General features: G+C 71.2%; 16 protein-coding genes, 2 pseudogenes and 1 riboswitch. Of the genes and pseudogenes, 10 read left to right on the top strand and 8 right to left on the bottom strand.

Features of this window, described 5'->3' with window-relative positions; all coding sequences use genetic code 11:
- Window positions 1-32: 32 nt before the first annotated feature.
- From ACGFIQ_RS31535 to ACGFIQ_RS31525, 3 genes and pseudogenes are all read right to left on the bottom strand, one after another.
- A pseudogene (locus tag ACGFIQ_RS31535) lies at window positions 33-863 on the bottom strand (LAGLIDADG family homing endonuclease); the annotation flags it as partial.
- Window positions 837-1091 (bottom strand): annotated as a pseudogene (locus ACGFIQ_RS31530) (DNA gyrase subunit A); the annotation flags it as partial. The pseudogenes ACGFIQ_RS31530 and ACGFIQ_RS31535, both read right to left, overlap by 27 nt.
- 62 nt (window positions 1092-1153) lie before the next feature.
- Window positions 1154-3211: a type IIA DNA topoisomerase subunit B gene (locus ACGFIQ_RS31525; RefSeq protein ID WP_393249177.1), complete on the bottom strand. Its 2058-nt coding sequence runs from the start codon at window positions 3209-3211 to the stop codon at window positions 1154-1156.
- A gap of 351 nt (window positions 3212-3562) precedes the next feature.
- Between ACGFIQ_RS31525 and ACGFIQ_RS31520 the strand changes: the two genes are divergently transcribed.
- The gene (locus ACGFIQ_RS31520; RefSeq protein WP_393249175.1) at window positions 3563-4819 is read left to right on the top strand and encodes a hypothetical protein; all 1257 of its coding nucleotides are present in this window, start codon (window positions 3563-3565) and stop codon (window positions 4817-4819) included.
- A gap of 100 nt (window positions 4820-4919) precedes the next feature.
- Window positions 4920-5783, top strand: coding sequence for an alpha/beta fold hydrolase (locus tag ACGFIQ_RS31515; protein ID WP_393249173.1), 864 nt, complete (start codon window positions 4920-4922; stop codon window positions 5781-5783).
- 15 nt (window positions 5784-5798) lie between these two features.
- On the opposite strand, the gene ACGFIQ_RS31510 is transcribed toward ACGFIQ_RS31515, so the two are convergent.
- Entirely contained in the window at window positions 5799-5969 is a 171-nt protein-coding gene (locus tag ACGFIQ_RS31510) for a hypothetical protein (RefSeq protein WP_393249171.1), read from the bottom strand.
- Between the two features lie 196 nt (window positions 5970-6165).
- On the opposite strand from ACGFIQ_RS31510, the gene ACGFIQ_RS31505 reads away from it, so the two are divergent.
- The gene (locus ACGFIQ_RS31505; protein WP_357554046.1) at window positions 6166-6795 is read left to right on the top strand and encodes a hypothetical protein; all 630 of its coding nucleotides are present in this window, start codon (window positions 6166-6168) and stop codon (window positions 6793-6795) included.
- Between the two features lie 170 nt (window positions 6796-6965).
- The gene (locus ACGFIQ_RS31500) at window positions 6966-7337 is read left to right on the top strand and encodes a hypothetical protein (RefSeq protein ID WP_393249169.1); all 372 of its coding nucleotides are present in this window, start codon (window positions 6966-6968) and stop codon (window positions 7335-7337) included.
- Window positions 7338-7352: 15 nt separating this feature from the next.
- Here the strand turns inward: ACGFIQ_RS31500 and ACGFIQ_RS31495 are convergent, their stop codons facing one another.
- Window positions 7353-8264 carry a DUF72 domain-containing protein gene (locus ACGFIQ_RS31495; RefSeq protein WP_393249167.1) on the bottom strand — a complete coding sequence of 304 codons (912 nt, stop codon included), beginning with the start codon at window positions 8262-8264 and terminating at the stop codon, window positions 7353-7355.
- 126 nt (window positions 8265-8390) lie between these two features.
- Here ACGFIQ_RS31495 and ACGFIQ_RS31490 point away from each other — a divergent pair, with 126 nt between their 5' ends.
- Window positions 8391-8894: a DinB family protein gene (locus ACGFIQ_RS31490; protein ID WP_393249165.1), complete on the top strand. Its 504-nt coding sequence runs from the start codon at window positions 8391-8393 to the stop codon at window positions 8892-8894.
- Window positions 8895-8904: 10 nt separating this feature from the next.
- On the opposite strand, the gene ACGFIQ_RS31485 is transcribed toward ACGFIQ_RS31490, so the two are convergent.
- Window positions 8905-9435, bottom strand: coding sequence for a DUF664 domain-containing protein (locus tag ACGFIQ_RS31485; RefSeq protein WP_393249163.1), 531 nt, complete (start codon window positions 9433-9435; stop codon window positions 8905-8907).
- Window positions 9436-9513: 78 nt separating this feature from the next.
- On the opposite strand from ACGFIQ_RS31485, the gene ACGFIQ_RS31480 reads away from it, so the two are divergent.
- Entirely contained in the window at window positions 9514-10029 is a 516-nt protein-coding gene (locus tag ACGFIQ_RS31480) for a 2'-5' RNA ligase family protein (protein WP_393249161.1), read from the top strand.
- A 251-nt stretch (window positions 10030-10280) separates the two neighbouring features.
- Here ACGFIQ_RS31480 and ACGFIQ_RS31475 read toward each other — a convergent pair whose 3' ends face one another.
- Window positions 10281-10487 (bottom strand): hypothetical protein, encoded by a 207-nt coding sequence (locus ACGFIQ_RS31475; protein WP_393249159.1) that lies wholly within the window; start codon window positions 10485-10487, stop codon window positions 10281-10283.
- Between ACGFIQ_RS31475 and ACGFIQ_RS31470 the strand changes: the two genes are divergently transcribed.
- A complete protein-coding gene (locus ACGFIQ_RS31470; protein ID WP_393249157.1) occupies window positions 10486-10671 on the top strand; it encodes a hypothetical protein in 186 nt (61 codons plus the stop codon). The genes ACGFIQ_RS31475 and ACGFIQ_RS31470 overlap by 2 nt on opposite strands.
- A gap of 16 nt (window positions 10672-10687) precedes the next feature.
- On the opposite strand, the gene corA is transcribed toward ACGFIQ_RS31470, so the two are convergent.
- Window positions 10688-11818, bottom strand: a complete 1131-nt coding sequence (gene corA / locus ACGFIQ_RS31465; protein WP_393249155.1) for a magnesium/cobalt transporter CorA — start codon at window positions 11816-11818, stop codon at window positions 10688-10690.
- Between the two features lie 168 nt (window positions 11819-11986).
- Here corA and ACGFIQ_RS31460 point away from each other — a divergent pair, with 168 nt between their 5' ends.
- The 3 genes from ACGFIQ_RS31460 to ACGFIQ_RS31450 all read left to right on the top strand — a co-directional run bounded on the left by ACGFIQ_RS31460 (window position 11987) and on the right by ACGFIQ_RS31450 (window position 15308).
- Entirely contained in the window at window positions 11987-13945 is a 1959-nt protein-coding gene (locus ACGFIQ_RS31460; RefSeq protein WP_393249153.1) for an amino acid transporter, read from the top strand.
- Between the two features lie 86 nt (window positions 13946-14031).
- Window positions 14032-14143: riboswitch (SAM riboswitch) on the top strand.
- A gap of 33 nt (window positions 14144-14176) precedes the next feature.
- On the top strand, window positions 14177-14314 hold the full coding sequence (locus ACGFIQ_RS31455) for a hypothetical protein (RefSeq protein ID WP_393249151.1): 138 nt from the start codon (window positions 14177-14179) through the stop codon (window positions 14312-14314).
- A 100-nt stretch (window positions 14315-14414) separates the two neighbouring features.
- Complete coding sequence (locus tag ACGFIQ_RS31450) at window positions 14415-15308, top strand: ABC transporter substrate-binding protein (RefSeq protein ID WP_393249149.1); 894 nt, start codon at window positions 14415-14417, stop codon at window positions 15306-15308.
- Window positions 15309-15338: the final 30 nt, after the last annotated feature.

The following is a 15338-nucleotide window of genomic DNA, read 5'->3' as shown; positions in this document are numbered from 1 at the left end:
AGACGGGCGAGATCCGAGGCGTCTCGGCCGCTCACCGACAGGCCATGAAGAGGGTGCTCCTGCGAGCCACGACCGCTGGTCCAGTGGTGCCCGTGTAGCCCCAGGTCGGCAAGCATGGCGTAAATCTGCCGCACCAGCACGTCGCTGGTGCTGACGAAGACAATCTCCCGAAAACGCTTACGAATGTAACCGTCTCCATCGAAGAAGCCGGCAAGAAATGGCACCCAGGCCGATCGGTCGCGAATGATGTCGCCTGGCACATACTTGTCGCGGCTGAGCGGCCGCGTGGCCTCGAGCAGCCCGTCGTGTCGGCTGAAGGTGAGGATGTGCTGGTCGCGATGCAGCGGGTTCTGGGCCTCACGCTTCCCTCGGGAAACGTTCAGCCCACTGGCGATGGCCCAACCATGGGCGACGTCCAGCGGCTCGACGTCACACATGTGGATCCGGACCCGACCGTCCGCCGCGCGCGATCGGTGCACAGGGAAGCCCTCGGCTACCAAAAGCCCCCGCACATAGTCGTAGACGTCACCCGTCGGCGTTGACGCCACATTGCGGCGGCTGCCGTACGCCAGCGCCAATTGCCCCGGCAGTTCCCGAGCCTCCACCCACTTGACCGAAAGGTCATCGGCGACCACGCGGAAGCGCTGGCCCGGGGTGACGAGCATCGTGTGCCCGTTGCTCCAGGTGACACGCACGAGGTCGGACACGGGATTCTGATAGACAGCGGTCACCGGCACCGGTGCGCCAGCACCGTCCAAAACGAGGTCACCGACCTCGATCTCCTCGATAGCCCGAAGGCCAGCGGGTGTCGAGACGAGCGTGCCGGCGACGAAGCAGTCCCCGACAATTCGGGCAGACTTCACGTGGCCGCGATCCGGGCGGTAGCCCTGCTCGTACATCGACCAGAGGATGCGCCGGTGCACGGGCTTGAGGCCGTCACGTGCGTCGGGCAGGGCGCGGGAGTGGATGACCGAGAACGCGTACTCCAGGTAGGAGTCGGACACCTCGGTGACCAGCGGGTTGTCGAAGACCCGCGCGCCGGCCTGGTCGAACGAGGAGAGGTCGACCTTGTTTTCCTTACGGCGTGCCATGACTCAGCTCTCCATCGGAACGGAACGGGCGCGGCATCGGAAACTCGCTCGCTGTCGCTCGCTCATGCGTCGATCGCATCCCGGTCGACGCGGTCGGCGGAGTCGATGAGCCAGTTGCGGCGCGGCTCGACCTTCTCGCCCATCAGCAGTTCGAGGATGCGTTCGGCGGCGTCGACGTCGTCGAGGGTGATCCGGCGGACGGCGCGGGTGGCCGGGTTCATCGTGGTGTCCCACAACTCGTCGGCGTCCATCTCACCGAGACCCTTGAAGCGTGGGATGGGTGTGACGATCTGCTTGCCGGCCTTCTCCAGCTTGCGGACCGTCGTCTCCATCTCGGCCTGGGTGTAGGTGTAGGTGGTCTGCGGGTTCCGCCCTCTGGTGGTGATCTTGTGCAGGGGTGGCATCGCGGCGTAGAGCCGGCCGGCCTCGATCAGCGGGCGCATGTACCGGGCGAAGAGGGTGATCAGCAGCGTCCGGATGTGGGCGCCGTCCACGTCGGCGTCGGCCATGATCAGCACACGGCCGTAGCGCAGCGCGGACAGGTCGAAGGTGCGCCCCGAGCCGGCACCGAGGACCTGCACGATCGCGGCGCACTCGGCATTGTCCAGAACCTGCTGGAGGTTGGCCTTCTGCACGTTGAGGATCTTGCCGCGGATCGGCAGCAGCGCCTGGTATTCCGAGGAACGGGCCATGCGGCTCGTGCCGAGGGCGCTGTCGCCCTCCACGATGAACAGCTCGCTGCGGTCGATGCCGGTGGCCCGGCAGTCGACGAGCTTCGGCGGCATGGACGCGCCCTCCAGGGCGGTCTTGCGCCGGGCGGCGTCCTTCTGTTGCTTCTGGGTGAGCCGCACCCGGGCCGCGTCGACGATCTTCTGCAGGACCGTGCGGGCCTCGGCCTTGGTGCGCCGGTCCTCCAGCCAGGCCTTCACGTGCGCGTCGACCAGGCCCTGGAGCACCTTGGTGATCCCCGGGGTGGACAGCTCGTCCTTGGTCTGCGAGGTGAACTGGGGCTCGGGGATGCGCACGTGCACCACTGCGGTCATCCCCTCCAGGACGTCGTCCAGGGTGGGCGGCTCCTCCTTGGCCTTGAGCAGGCCGCGGGTGTTGCGGACCGCGTCGGCGAGGGCGCGGACGAGGGCCCGCTCGAAGCCCTTGCGGTGGGTGCCGCCGTGTGCGTTGCGGATGGTGTTGGTGAAGCACTCGACTGTGCGTTCGTAGCCGGTGCCCCACCGGAACGCCACCTCGACCTCGGCGCGCCGCTGCACGTTGGACTGCATGACGCCGTTGGCGTCGGCGGCGTTCTCCCGGTAGGTCCCCTCGCCGTTGACCAGCAGGGTGCCGGAGACGGGCCGGTCGCCGGCCGGTGCGAGAAACTCCACCATGTCGCTGAGCCCGTTGGGGTAGTGGAACCGCTCCTCGGCGGGCGCCTCGCCGGTCAGGTCACGCAGCAGGTAGGTCACGCCGGGGACCAGGAAGGCGGTGTTGCGCAGCTTGGTGCGGACGGCGTCCACGTCGAGGGCGGCGCCGGTCTCGAAGTAGCGGGCGTCGTGCCACCAGCGGATCGAGGTGCCGGTGCGTTGGCCGCGCTTCATCGCGCCGGTGACCTGGAGCCCGGGGCCGGCGGTGAAGGGCGCGTCCGGCCCGGCCCCGTCGAAGATGCCCGGGACGCCGTGCCGGAACGACATCGTGTGGATCTTGCCGGCCCGGCGGACTGTCACGTCGAAGCGGCGGGACAGCGCGTTGACCGCCGAGGCGCCGACACCGTGCAGGCCGCCGGAGGTCTTGTAGCCGGAGCCGCCGAACTTGCCGCCCGCGTGCAGCCGGGTCAGCACCAGCTCGACGCCGGAGATGCCGGATTTGGCGTGCACGTCGGTGGGGATGCCCCGGCCGTCGTCGTCGACCTGCACCGAGCCGTCGGCGTGCAGGATCACCTCGACGTGACCGGCGTGACCGGCGACACCCTCGTCGGTGGAGTTGTCGAGGATCTCGTTGACGAGGTGACCCACGCCACGGCTGTCGGTGGAGCCGATATACATGCCGGGCCGCTTGCGGACAGCGTCCAGCCCCTCAAGGTGGGTGAGGTCGTCGGCCCCGTACAGGGTGTCAGGCTCTGCGGTCAACTGGTCGTACTCCCCGGTCTCGGCGGTGTGCTGCCGGTCACCGGCGACATCAGCCGGCGTGGCGCGCCGCAGCGAGCCTAGCCCGAGGCTAGGACAACTCCCGGAGGACCTACGCGACCCGCCGCGCGGCAGCCACCGGACGTGAGCCAGCGAACAGTCGGCCAGTGAGCACCGGAGCACGCTGCGAAAGCGCGATCACGGTCGGTTGGGCGCACGCCTCCGGAAAGCGACCGGAGTGTGCCAGATGTCTTTCATCGAACGAATCTGTTACGGGCCATTGACGCCCGTCGCACAGGGGTGATCTGATCGCGCTCTCAGAGAATCTTTCATCTTTCGATGGATGGGGGCCCCATGCCCAGGTTCCGGCGTACCGCGCTCGCCGCGGGACTAACGATCGCCATGGCCGCGCTGTCGACCGCCGTCGCGCTGCCCGCACCCGCGTCCGCCGCGCTGCCCACCGCCGCGGTGGCCCTCGGCGACAGCTTCATCAGCGGTGAGGGCGCCGGGGCGTACACCCCGGTGGTCGACGTCAACGGCGTCGCCCAGGGCTTCCCCGGTTGGACCGCGGCGAACAACAACGCGTTCTTCTGCCACCGTTCGGCGAACGCCTCGCTGCACCAGGCCAACCTGCCGGGCATCCAGAACCGGTTCAACCTGGCCTGCTCCGGCGGCCAGCCGCACGACATCGCCAACGCCTCGCAGGCGCGGGCCAACGGCCGGACCGTGGCCGCGCAGCTGGACCAGCTCCGCGCCGTCGCGCAGACCCAGGACATCGACCTGGTGCTGGTCGGCCTGGGCTCCAACAACAGCTCGTTCACCTTCGGCAGCGTCGCCGAGAAGTGCGCCAACCGGTTCATCGCCGACGCCTGGACCGGCTGGTGGGAGTTCTGGGCGTACCTCGGCGGGCCGGTGGAGCAGAAGCCGTGCAGCGACGCCGACCTGGCCACCGCGGCACAGCTCAGCGCCGCGACCGCGGAGACCACCGCCGCCGTACGCCAGGTCCTGACCACCCTGGACCAGATCGACGCGGACGGACAGCACCGGGTGGTGTTCCAGGACTACACGAACCCGCTGCCGCTGGACCTGAACCCGCAGTTCCACGAGGAGGACAGTCGCGACGACACCCGGGACAAGTTCCGTGACCTGGGTGCCGAGCGGTACGCGGCGGGTTGCCCGATCCACCGGGCCAGCCTGGCGCCCGGACACCGGTTCTCGCAGGGCCTGGGCACCATCGTGAAGTCCGCCAGGGACACCCTCGCGGCCGAGTTCCCCGCCGACGAACTGGTCTACCTGAACGTGCAGCAGGCCTTCAACGGCGCCCGGCTGTGCGAGCAGACCAGCAGCCCGACGGGCTCGCTGGCCACGCCGATCCGGCTGCAGGACGGCGCGAGCGGCACCTTCGTCACCAGCCTGTCCGGCAAGGACAAGCTCGACATCCAGCGGATCGCCAACACCTGCGTCAGCTACTTCCAGACCTGCCAGGAGTCCTGGCACCCGAACGCCACGGGTCACCAGGTGCTCGGTCAGTGCCTGAGTGGAGCCGCCACCACCAGCGCCCGCTCGGTCGCCTGCGTCCGCGCCGGCAACGGGACGATCTCGGTCTCCTGACCGCGTCGCCAACCGGAGGGCCCCGCCGCGGCGGGGCCCTCCGTCGCGTCCGCCCACCGTCGGCTACCCGCCGGTAACACTGGGGCCGTAGGCTGGGCCGGTGGATCAAGATCCGGAGTACGCGCAGGAGTTCGTCGACGTCGACGGCGGCCGGTTGGGTGTGCAGGTCTACCCCGAACCGCCCGACACCACAGGTGCGCCGGTGGTCGTGATCTGGCCCGCGATGGGTGTGCGGGCCCGCTACTACCGCCCCTTCGCGGCCACGCTACGCGCCGCCGGGCTGGCCGTGGCCGTCGCCGACCTGCGCGGAAACGGGGCGAGCACTCCGACGCCGAGCCGGGCCGACCGCTACGGTTACGCCGAGTTGGCCGACGACGTCGGCGCCGTTCTGGCCGCCCTCAAGCCACGGCTGGACGGGCGTAACCGGCTGTTGCTGGGGCACTCGCTCGGCGGTCAGGCCGCGCTGCTGCACCTCGCCCTGCACGGCGACGACGAGGTGGACGCGTTGGCACTGATCGCGGTCGGCATCCCGTACTGGCGAAGCTACCCGGGCCTGCGCGGCCTCGGCGTCCTGCCGTACACCCAGGCGATCGCCGCCACCGCGGCCCTGCTGCGGGTCTGGCCGGGCTGGGGTTTCGGCGGCCGGCAGGCGCGCGGCGTGATCCGCGACTGGGCCCACACCGCGCGCACCGGCCGTTTTCCCCGGCTGAACGGCACGGACACCGAGGCTGCGGTACGCGCGGTGCGCACACCGACGCTGGCGGTCAGCGTGGACGACGACCAGTACACCCCGCACGAGACGATGGACGCCCTCTGCGGAAAGCTCGTCGCGGCCCCACTCACCCGGGAGCGCTACACGGTGGCGCAGGCCGGCGCGGCTCTGGACCACTTCACCTGGGTCCGCGCGAGCACCCCGTTGGCGCGGCGGATCGCCCGTTTCGCCGGCGAGCTGCCGCCCCGCTGAGCCGGGTCGGGCCGCTCACTCGTCCTGGTCCAACGGCACCAGCTCGCCGTCGCGCTCCACCTGGATCTTCGCGTGGTCCTTGCGCGGCGCGACCTCCGCGGTGTTCCTGTGTGGGTCGTTGTCCGGGTGCATGAGCACCGCGTCGGTTTTCGGGGTCTTCTCCCGACTCTCGTCCGGCTGCGACATCCCGTTCCCCTCTCCGTCAGCGTCGCTCGGCATCTACCCGCCACGGCGCGAACGACTCCTGCCGGCGGTGGTGCGGCACCTCGACAGCCGTATGTCGCGGTCCTGCCGGTGCGGTGCCGATCGGCCGCCGGGTGACGGGGTTAGCCGCCCGGGCGGCGGGTAAGCCGCAGCGCCCAACACGGCGGAAGGGGATCACATGTCCGAACGGCACACCGCACTGCGCTCGATGCACGATCTGGGTCTCGCGGCCTGGTTCGGCGGCTCCCTCATGGGTGCCTTCGGTGTCAACGGCGCGGCAGGGAAGATCAGCGACTCGACCCAGCGACTCTCGGTCGCGTCGGCCGGATGGTCCAGATGGACCCCGGTCAACGCCGCCGCCATCGGCGCGCATCTGGCCGGGGCGGTCGGCGAGCTGGTGACGGAGAGCCCACGCGTGGCGGCTCAGGCCGGGGTGGGCCGCACCAGCGCCATCAAGACGGCGTTGACGATCGGCGCGCTGGCCGTGACCGGCTACAGCCGGTTGGTCGGCATGCGCCTGGAGAAGGCCGGTGCCTCGCCGGTGAGCGGGACCACCGAGCCGAACCACCAGACCCCGGCGAGCGTGGCCTCCTCGCAGCGGCAGATGAAGTTGCTCCAGTGGGCCATCCCGGCGTTGACCGGGGCCCTGGTGGTGGTCACCGCGTACATGGGTGAGCAGCAGAAGCCCGGCCAGGTGTTCAAGGGGATCCTCGGCCGGGGCAGCAGCATGAAGGGCGCCTCGAAGGGCATGATCAAGATGGCTGGCATGAGCAACGGCAAACGCCCGATGGCGATGGCCGGACGCTGAACGCCGGGCCGGCCCGCGTCCCGCCGCCCTCTCGACGGCGGGGCGCCGGCCGGTCCCGTGCGCTCCCCGACGCGGCGACGACGCTCCTGCGACGGCACCGGCGTGGGCGGGCGCGACCCGGGAACGGCACACCGTCCGCCGGCAGCGGCGGACCGACGAGCGGGGTGGCCATGACGGTGCACAAGGGACGCAGCGGTGACAACGACCGGCAGGAGCCGGAGGCGACCCAGCCGTGGGGCGGCGGCGACGGCTTCGACGCCGACGCGCCCTGGGGCGCCGACACGGACTCGCCGATGGACGAGGGCAGCGAGGAGACCGCGGTGCCCGAGGGACGACGCGGGGAACGGCGTGCGGGTGCCCCGTCGGGCCGGACCGACCCGGCGGGACGGCACGGCTTCGGCCCGGTGGAGCCGACCCGTACGACGATGGCCGGCCCCGGCGCCCCACCGGACCCGGCACCCAGCGGCCGGACCTTCCCGGACGACGCCGACATCGGCGATTCGACACAGGACGCGCTGCGCAGCCGGGGCCGACGCTCCTGACCCCGGCGTGGACGGTCAGCCGGTCGAGCCGGCCGCGACGGTCCGGTCGGCGATCATGGTCTCGGTCAGCAGTTGCGCCAGCCGGGTCGCGTCGCGTTGCGCCTGACCGGCGCAGCAGTTGTTGAACAACACGTGCAGGTCGTCGGTCGGACCGGCGAGTTCGGCCAACCGCCCGGCCCAGTGCGCGAGCTCGGCCTCGTCGTACGCGTACCGGAACTTCTCCTGCTTGTCGCCGTCGCCCCAGGCCCGGCTGTGGCCGTGGAACCGGACGATCGCCGGCTCCGCGGTCGCGGTCAGGATCGGCGGCACCGACGACGGGTGCCCCTGCGGCATGTCGACGCAGACCAGGGACAGGTCGTGCGCGCGCAGCAGGTCCAGAGTGTCCGACGCGGCCGGGCCGTCGAACCACGAGCCGTGCCGCAGCTCCACACCCACCCGCCACGGCCGGCAGCGCTGCGCCAGCTCGACGATCCGGCGTTCGGCCGCCGCGCCGCGCACCAGCCACGGTGGGAACTGCAACAGCACCGCACCCAGCTTGCCGGCCGCCGCGATCGGGTCGAGGGCCGCGCGAAACCGGGCCCACAGCTCGTCGTACGCCCGCTCCGGCAGGTCCCGGCGGCGGATCCGGCTCGGGCCGGCGGTCGGACGCAGGTCCCGGGGCAGCGCGGCGACCGGCGTCGGATGGCCGGTGAAGAGACTGAACGCCTTGACGTCGAAGGTGAAGTCGTCAGGTGTGGCGTCGACCCAGCCCTGCGTGGTCTCCGGTACGGGTACGGCGTAGTAGGACGTGTCCACCTCGACCAGCGGGAACCGGCCGGCGTAGAACCCGAGGCGACGGGCCGGCGTGTTGGCCGAGCGCGGGTACCACCCGGAGCGCAGCAGCGACTGGTCGGCCCAGGACGACGTACCCACCTTAATCACACCCATGTCGTTCAGTGGACCGCCACGGACGCGGATCGGCAACCGCTGGCGTCGCACCTGGTGTCCGACACCAGAATTGTCGGTGCCTCGCCCTAGGGTGACCCCGGGTGAACATCGACGAGGGGTGGCGGCATGACCAGCACCGAGCAACTCACCGGCGAGCGGGCCGACCTCCTGCAATCGCTGCGCCGACACCGGGGTTTCCTGCTGCACACGGTGGACGGTCTCACCGACGAGCAGGCGGTCGCCCGCCCCACCGTCAGCGGCCTCTGCCTCGGGGGCCTGGTCAAGCACGTGGCCGGCGTCGAGCACCGGTGGATGCTGTTCGCCGTGGGCGGCGCGGAGGCGATGCAGCGCGAGGAGATCGACTGGGTCGGTCAGTTCCAGATGGCGCCGGGCGAGACCCTCGCCGGTCTGGTCGAGCGGTTCCGGGCCGTGGCCGACCAGACCGACGCGCTGGTCGCCACCCTCGACCTGGACGCGGCGCACCCGCTGCCGCAGGCGCCCTGGTTCGAGCCGGGGGCGACCTGGACGGTCCGCCGGGTGCTGCTGCACCTGATCGCCGAGACGTCCCAGCACGCCGGGCACGCCGACATCCTGCGGGAGTCGATCGACGGCGCGAAGACGATGGGCTGACCGGCGCGTCCTATCGGCCGCTGTTGGCGGGCGCCTCGGCCTCGATCAGGCCGCGCACGTAGGCGGCCTGGCCGACGTGTTGCAGGTCGTCGTCGGCGATGCTGACCAGGCGGACACCGAGGGTGACCGGCGGGTCCCACGACTCGTCGACCACCCGGTCCAGGTCCGCCGGGTGCAGGCCGGCCAGGAACGCGCCGGTCCGCGACGCCACCGCCTCGTAGTAGTCGACGAGTGCCTGCGCGCTCTCCGGGCGCACCGCCTCGACCTGGGCGGCCGAGTGACCGTAGCCGGTGTCGTCCGGGTCGGCTTTGAGCCCGAACCGGCCCGCCCAGTCGCCGCTGACCCAGATCTGCTCGGTGTCGAGCAGGTCGGCGACGTGGTGGTCCTGCACACGGGTCAGGTGCCAGACCAGCCACCCGATGGTGTTGGCGCCCTCGCCGGGTGCCCGGTGCAGTTGCTCCGGGCTGAGGCCGTCGACCGCCGCGCGGACGAGGTCGGGCAGCCGGTCGTACGTCTCGGTCAGCAGGTCACTCACGTCCACCGGGCACGCCTCCTGGTAGGTTTCCGATCAGGTACCGCCGAGAGCGGGCGCGCAAACCTCGGTCGCTACGGTGATCGAATGGTCGCCGCGGTGGAGCTGTATCTGGACCCGGACGCCACCCGCAGAATCCGGGTTCTCTGGGACGCGCTGGAGGCCGAGGGCGTGCAGAGCATGCGCTCGCTGCTGATGCAGCGCCACCGGCCGCACGTCTCGCTCGCGGTGGCGCCCCGGCTCGACCCCGAGCGGGTCGCCGAGGCGCTGCGCGGGACGGTCGTGGCGGCCCCGCTGCGACTGGACTTCCAGCACGCCGGGCAGTTCGTCGGCCGGGTGCTCTGGCTCGGCCCGGCGCCCACCCCGGAGTTGCTGGCTCACCAACGGATGGTGTCCGACCGGCTCACCGCCGCCGGCGTCGCCCTGGCCGAGCACTACCGGCCGGGCCGCTGGGTGCCGCACTGCACGCTGTCCATGCGGGTGCCGAACACGCTGATGGCCGCGGCGGTGCGGCGGTGTCTCGAGGTGTTGCCGCTGGCCGCGAGCGTGGTCGGTGCGGCTCTCACCGACCACGCCCGCGGCATCGCGCACCCGTTGCCCTGAGGCCCCTGCCACCGGGACGAAAATGGCAAACCGGGCGCAGCGCCGCCCATGGGCCTGCCGAGACTCAGGCGACCGGTGGTGATCCACTCGGGTTCGGTGAAGACGCGGTATCCGGGACGCCGGGATGCCCCGATATTCGTGAAACCGAGTGGATCACTTACCGCGGCGGGCACCAGGAAGATCGCGTTCGATCCAGGAACGAGTGCCCCTCGATGCGCGCACGAGGCCACTACAACCAGGATCGAGCACGATCAGGCGAAGGCGAAGGCGAAGGCGAAGGCGAAGGCGAAGGCGAAGGCGAAGGCCAGAATGTCCGGTTTGGCGGGTCGCAGTCGGAAACCCGAAAACAAGCGGTGCGGATGCGGCCAGGCGTGGGAAGGTTCGAGGTGGCTGTCGTACCGGTGGCGCGCTGACGCCGCGCCACCGACGGCGGCTTCGACGAGGAGAGGCGGGCCCATGGAGGCTCAGCGCAGGCCAGCGCGTGCGGAGCGAAGCCAGACCCGGGACGACCGGACCGGCGGCGGCATGACCGGGGCGGCGACACCACTGACGATCTGGGCGGCCGCCGTCCTGCTCGGCCGGATCGCCGCCGGCGACGACGACACCGAGGACGAACGGCACATCCTGCGCGGCATCGAGTGATCCCCGGCCGCGTGGTTCACAGCCAGCCGCGCCGCTTGAAGATCAGGTAGAGGGTGCCGCACACCAGCAGCATGAGCAGCAACGCGAACAGGTAGCCGAAGCGCCAGTTCAACTCCGGCATGTGGACGAAGTTCATCCCGTACACGGTGCCGATGAGCGTGGGGGCGAACAGGATCGCCGCCCAGGACGAGACCTTCTTCAGCTCCTCGTTCTGGGCGTAGCTGGCCGCGGTGAGGCTGCGCATCTCCTCGTTCTGCTGCTGCGAGACGAGTGTGGCGTTGACGGTCAGGATGTTCTGCAACAGGTGCCGGAACCCGTCCACCCGCTCCACCACCTGGGTCAGGTGGTCGGTCACGTCGCGCAGGTAGCGGCGCAGTTCCTCGTCCGTGTTGGCACTGCCGGCGCCGTCGGCGAGCGCGTCGAGCACGGTGAGCAGTGGGCGGGCGGCGCGTTGGAACTGGATGACCTCGCGGCTGAGGCCGTAGATGCGCCGGCTCGCGTTCGGGTCGCCGCCGAACACCTGGGTCTCGATTTCGTCGATGTCGTTCTCCAGCCCGGCCACCACCGGCGCGTACCCGTCGACGACCTCGTCGAGGATCGCGTACAGGACCGCCTGCGGGCCCCGCGCCAACATCTGCGCCTCGGTCTCCATCCGCCGTCGTACCGCGGCCAGATCGGGGGCCTCGCCGTGCCGGACGGTGACCACGAAGCCCGGCCCGATGAACAGGTGCAGCTCGGAGAACTCGACCTCCTCCCGCTGGTCGTCGTAGCGGGCGGCGCGCAGCACCACGAACAGGGTGTGCCCGTACCGTTCCAGCTTGGGTCGCTGGTGGGCGTTGATCGCGTCCTCGACCGCCAGGTCGTGTAGCCGGAACTCCCGGGCCAGCGAGGTGATCTGGTCGATGTCGGGCCGATACAACCCGATCCAGGCCATCGCGGCGTCCTGCTCCTGCAGGCAGCGGTACGTCTCGGCGAGGCCGGACGGCGAGGCGAAGCGGTGCCCGCGGACGTAGACCGCACTGTCCACCAGACCACCGGTGGGCGGCTCGGTCGACTCCGTGGGCGGGGGCACACCCTCCGTCGTCTCGTACTCGTCCAGTTGGCGACCGAAGCCACCACCGGGGCGGAAGCGGCGGCCACCGACCATGCCCTGTCCCCTCCCCCGGTGCCGTCCGGCCCCGCGCACCTCCGCCAACCCGGGGGCGCTGCATCCCCCGTGTCCCGGACCCGAAACCCGCCCCGCGGCCGGGTGGGTTCCGCGCACCGGCGGACGCACGCGCCCCAACTGGCGGATACTCACGGTGACCGTGGGCGGATGACGGGGGACGCGCCGATGGAGGTCGACAGGCGCGCCGGACGGCTGCGGGGGTGGTTGCTCGACGCCGGCTCGGACCGGGCCGCGCGGCACCCGGGGCCGCACGGACGTCCGCCGGAGGACCGGCACCACCCGTGGTGGAAGGTGATGTGCCTGACCGGCGTCGACTACTTCTCCACGCTGGGCTACCAGCCGGGCATCGCGGCGCTGGCCGCCGGGGCGCTGTCGCCGGTGGCGACCCTGGTGCTGGTGCTGGTGACGCTGCTGGGCGCGCTGCCGGTCTACCGGCGGGTGGCGGTGGAGAGCCCGCACGGGGAGGGCTCGATCGCGATGCTGGTACGCCTGCTGAGCTACTGGCCCGGCAAGCTGCTGGTGCTGGTGCTGCTGGGTTTCGCGGCCACCGACTTCATCATCACCATCACCCTCTCGGCCGCCGACGCGACAGCGCACATCGACGAGAACCCGTTCTGGCCGGACGGGCTCAAGGGGCACGAGGTGCTGGTCACGCTGCTGCTGGTTGCGCTGCTGGGCGCGGTGTTCCTCAAGGGATTCACCGAGGCCATCGGGATCGCCGTCGTGCTGGTCGCGGTCTACCTGACGTTGAACGCGGTGGTGGTGGTCGACGCGCTGTGGCGGGTGGTGACGCACCCGGGCGCGGTCGAGGACTGGACCACCGCGCTGACCACCGCGCATGGTGATCCCTGGCTGGTGGTCGGGTTGTCGCTGCTGGTCTTCCCGAAACTGGCGCTGGGCCTGTCCGGTTTCGAGACCGGGGTGGCCGTGATGCCGAGCATCCGGGGCGACCCGCAGGACTCGGAGGCGCGCCCGCTGGGCCGGATCCGCGGCGCGCGCCGCCTGCTCACCACCGCTGCGGTGATCATGAGCGTCTTCCTGATCACCAGCAGCGTGACGACCACCGTACTGATCCCGGCGGAGGATTTCCGGCCGGGCGGGCCGGCGAACGGCCGGGCGCTGGCCTACCTGGCGCACGAGCACCTCGGGGAGGTGTTCGGCACCGTCTACGACCTGTCCACCATCGGGATCCTCTGGTTCGCGGGGGCGTCGGCGATGGCCGGCCTGCTCAACCTCGTCCCCCGCTACCTGCCCCGCTACGGCATGGCGCCGGCCTGGGCGCGGGCCGTCCGGCCGCTGGTGCTGGTCTTCACCGCGGTGGCCTTCCTGATCACTGTCGTCTTCGAGGCCAGCGTGGACGCGCAGGGCGGCGCGTACGCCACCGGGGTGTTGGTGTTGATCACTTCGGCGGCGACGGCCGTGACGCTCGCGGCGGTCCGGCGGCGGCAGCGCGGTCGCGGCATCGCGTTCGGAGTCATCGCGGTGGCCTTCGTCTACACCACCCTGGCGAACGTGGTGGAGCGCCCCGACGGCGTCAAGATCGCGGCCTGCTTCATCGGCGGGATCATCGTGGTGTCACTGCTCTCCCGGCTGTCGCGGGCCTACGAGCTGCGCGTCGACCGGATCGAGGTGGACCCGGTCGCGGCCCGGATGATCGACGAGCGGGCCGGACGGCGGATCCGGCTCATCGCCCACGAGCCCGACCGGCGCGACGAGGCCGAGTACCGCGCCAAGTTAAACCAGACCATGGCGGACAACGACTTTCCCGACGACAGCGACGTGATCTTCGTCGAGGTGCACGTCACCGACCCGTCGGACTTCGAGACCGAGTTGCTGGTGCGCGGCAGCATGGTGGACGACCGCTTCGCGGTGCTCAGCCTGGCCGCCTCCTCGGTGCCCACCGCGCTCGCCGCCCTGCTGTTGGAGATCCGCGACCGGAGCCGGCGACGCCCACACATCTACTTCGAGTGGAGCGAGGGCGGTCCGGCCCGCAACATCCTGCGGTACCTGGCCTTCGGGCAGGGGGCGATCGCCTCGGTCACCCGGGAGATCCTGCGCCGCCAGGAGCCCGACCCGTGCCGCCGGCCGCACGTGCACGCCGGCTGACCTGCGGCCGGGCACCCGGTCCGGCACGGTGAGCGTGGTCATAACGACTGGACGGTCCCCCCGGACGTGCTGCTAACCTCGCCGCAGGTCATGAGTGCCAGCGCGAAGCCCCGGCTCGCTGGCCGGCAACCCTCCTCCGCGGTGGGGTGCCCCGGGTGAAGACCAGGCACCGGCACGACGTCGGTGCAAGCGTGGCCTGGCACCCAGGTCAGCACAGACCCTGGGAGACCCATGCGCATCCTCGGCACCGCCCCACCGACCGACCTCGCGCACCTGCGCGCCGGTTGGCCCGCGCCGGCACTGACCCGGCGACGGCACGTGGACATGATGCGAATGTGCAGCGCCGCCTGTCGCGGCACCACGCACTAGCGCTACCCCTTCCGAACCCTTCCAGCGGTACGCCCATCGGGCGCACCGTCGGCGGCGCACGTCCGTGCCCGCCGAGACGCGACCTCTTTCGGAGACACCCGTGCGACTTCTTCCTGCCCTGACCCGTGCCGCCGCCCTGGGCGCGGCCACCATCCTGGCCGCCACCACCCTGACCGCCTGCGGCGACGACAGCTCGTCCGACGCCGCCGCCAACCCGTACGGCCTGGCCCGGCCGGGCGTGCTGCGGGCCGGCACCCTGACCGACGCCCCGCCGAACGTCTTCCTCAGGGACGGCAAGTTCACCGGCTTCGACAACGACCTGCTGACCGCCGTGGCCGGCAGGCTCGGCCTCACCGTGGAGTTCGTCGGCACCGACTTCTCCGCGCTGCTCTCCCAGGTCAACAACCACAAGTTCGACGTCGGCAGCTCCTCGATCACCATCACCGAGGCGCGGAAGAAGACAGTCGACTTCGGCAACGGCTACGACTTCGGCTACTTCGGCCTGGACGTCCCGGCCGGCTCGCCGATCACCGGCTTCGACCAGCTCACCGGCAAGCGGGTCGTGGTGGTGCAGGGCACCGTGCAGGACGACTACGCCACCGGAAAGCAGCTCGACCCGGTGCGGGTGCCGGACTACAACGGCGCGATCAACCAGCTCAAGGCCGGCACCGCCGACGCGTGGATCGCCCCGGCCGAGATCGGCGAGAAGTCGGCCGCCGACAGCAACGGCAAGATCACCGTGGCGGCCAAGCAGCTCAGCCCGGCCCCGACCGCGTACGCCGTGGCCAAGGGCAGCGACAAGCTGCGCGAGGCGCTGAACAAGAGCCTCGACGAGGTCATCGCCGATGGCACCTGGAGCCGGTTGCAGGCGCAGTACTACCCGGGCCGGCCGATCCCGGCGGACTTCACGCCGGGCAGCGGCACGGTGAAGGCCCCGTCCGCGTCGGCCACTCCGTCGGTTGCGCCGTCGGCGTCCGCGTCGACAGCGTCCTGAGCCGGTGACGAGCGAGCAGGGCGGTAGGAG

It is taken from the genome of Micromonospora sp. NPDC048898, from assembly GCF_043198035.1.
Lineage (GTDB): Bacteria > Actinomycetota > Actinomycetes > Mycobacteriales > Micromonosporaceae > Micromonospora.
This window is presented reverse-complemented; position numbering and strand designations above follow the sequence as displayed.